This is a genomic window from Streptomyces sp. NPDC059456, from assembly GCF_042750055.1.
Classification (GTDB): domain Bacteria; phylum Actinomycetota; class Actinomycetes; order Streptomycetales; family Streptomycetaceae; genus Streptomyces.
In genome coordinates this window covers 7,984-9,603 of record NZ_JBHYVA010000298.1, presented here as the reverse complement: position 1 = coordinate 9,603, position 1,620 = coordinate 7,984, and the positions used below count along the sequence as shown (strand labels likewise).

Here is a 1,620-nt window from a genome sequence, read left to right as displayed (position 1 = left end):
CGGCGCGCGAGTGCGGTGTTCGGGGGGGGGGCGCCCGCGTGCGGGGGGTGGGGGGGGGGGGGCCGGCGGGCCCCCCGCGCGCGGCTCGCCGCCGGCGTCCCGGACGGGATCCCGTGCATGGCGCGGCATCCGGCCGGTGCGGGCCGCTGGCGGATGGGCCGGGTGTTCACCGGGCCCGGTATCCCGCGCTGGGTGCCCCGGCGCGGTGAGCCGGTACCGCTGCCGGGCGGGCGGGCGACCGGGGTGCGGGCGCCGTCCGTGAAGGAGGGCATCTCCATCAACCCGGGCTCGCGCATCGTGGCCTGCACGTACGGGAGCGGTGCGGACGGTGGCGGCCCGGACGGCGCCGCCGCCGGCGGCGGGACCATCGAGATCGCGGTGATGCCGCTGGACCTGCGGGAACTGCTGGAGGCCGTGCCGCAGGCCGGGCCGGAGGCGGATTAGGCGTTGAGTTCGGCGAGGACGCGCAGGGTGTGGGGGTCCGGGGCGGTCACGAGGAGGTCGGTGACGGGGCCCTTGCGCCACAGGCCGAGGCGTTCGGCGATCCGCTCGCGCGGCCCGATCAGGGAGATCTCGTCGGCGAAGGCGTCCGGTACGGCGAGCACGGCCTCCTCCTTGCGCCCGGCGAGGAACAGGTCCTGGATGCGGCGGGCCTCCTCCTCGTAGCCCATCCGTGCCATCAGGTCGGCGTGGAAGTTGCGGGCCGCGTGGCCCATCCCGCCGATGTAGAAGCCGAGCATGGCCTTGACGGGCAGCAGGCCTTCGGCGACGTCGTCGCAGACCTTGGCCCGGGCCATCGGGGCGATCATGAAGCCTTCGGGCAGGCCGGTCAGGGAGGCCCGGTAGACGTCGGTGCGGGCCGGTGACCAGTACAGCGGCAGCCAGCCGTCCGCGATGCGGGTCGTCTGGGCGATGTTCTTCGGGCCTTCGGCGCCCAGCAGCACCGGCAGGTCCGCGCGCAGCGGGTGCGTGATGGGCTTGAGCGGTTTGCCGATGCCGGTGCCGTCCGGGCCGCGGTACGGGTGCTGGTGGAAGCGGCCGTCGAGGGTGACGGGCCCTTCGCGGCGCAGCACCTGGCGGACGACGTCGACGTACTCGCGGGTCGCGGTGAGCGGGCTCGCGGGGAAGGGGCGCCCGTACCAGCCCTCGACGACCTGGGGGCCGGACAGGCCGAGGCCCAGCATCATCCGGCCGCCGGAGAGGTGGTCGAGCGTGAGGGCGTGCATGGCGGTGGCGGTGGGGGTGCGGGCGGCCATCTGGGCGATGGCGGTGCCGAGGCGGATCCGGGAGGTGTGCGCGGCGATCCAGGTCAGCGGGGTGAAGGCGTCCGAGCCCCAGGCCTCGGCGGTCCAGACGGAGTGGTAGCCGAGGTTCTCGGCCTCGGTGGCGAGGTCGAGGTGGGTGCGGTCGGGGCCGCGGCCCCAGTAGCCGAGTGCGAGTCCGAGGCGCATGTACGTCGTCCCCTCCAGCCGAATCTGACGAATCGTCAGGCGACTGTAGGGCAACGGCCCCCCCCCCCGGAGGGGGGGGGGGCGGCGGCGGGGGCCCCCCCCCGCCCGGGGCGGCCGGGGCGTACCCGGGGGGCGCCACCCCGACGCCGCGGGTGGTGAACACCTCCGT

2 protein-coding genes are annotated in these 1,620 nt (G+C 76.0%); one reads left to right on the top strand and one right to left on the bottom strand.

Going from position 1 to position 1,620, the window contains the following annotated elements:
• Positions 1-117 precede the first annotated feature (117 nt).
• Complete coding sequence (locus ACFXA3_RS24055) at positions 118-444, top strand: hypothetical protein (protein ID WP_385189951.1); 327 nt, start codon at positions 118-120, stop codon at positions 442-444.
• Here the strand turns inward: ACFXA3_RS24055 and ACFXA3_RS24050 are convergent.
• Positions 441-1,451: an LLM class F420-dependent oxidoreductase gene (locus tag ACFXA3_RS24050; protein ID WP_385189949.1), complete on the bottom strand. Its 1,011-nt coding sequence runs from the start codon at positions 1,449-1,451 to the stop codon at positions 441-443. The genes ACFXA3_RS24055 and ACFXA3_RS24050 overlap by 4 nt on opposite strands.
• Positions 1,452-1,620 lie beyond the last annotated feature (169 nt).

Coding starts and splice junctions, on each gene's coding strand:
- ACFXA3_RS24055 (WP_385189951.1), top strand. CDS start 118: ATGGCGCGGCATCCGGCCGGTGCGGGCCGCTGGCGGATGGGCCGGGTG.
- ACFXA3_RS24050 (WP_385189949.1), bottom strand. CDS start 1,451: ATGCGCCTCGGACTCGCACTCGGCTACTGGGGCCGCGGCCCCGACCGC.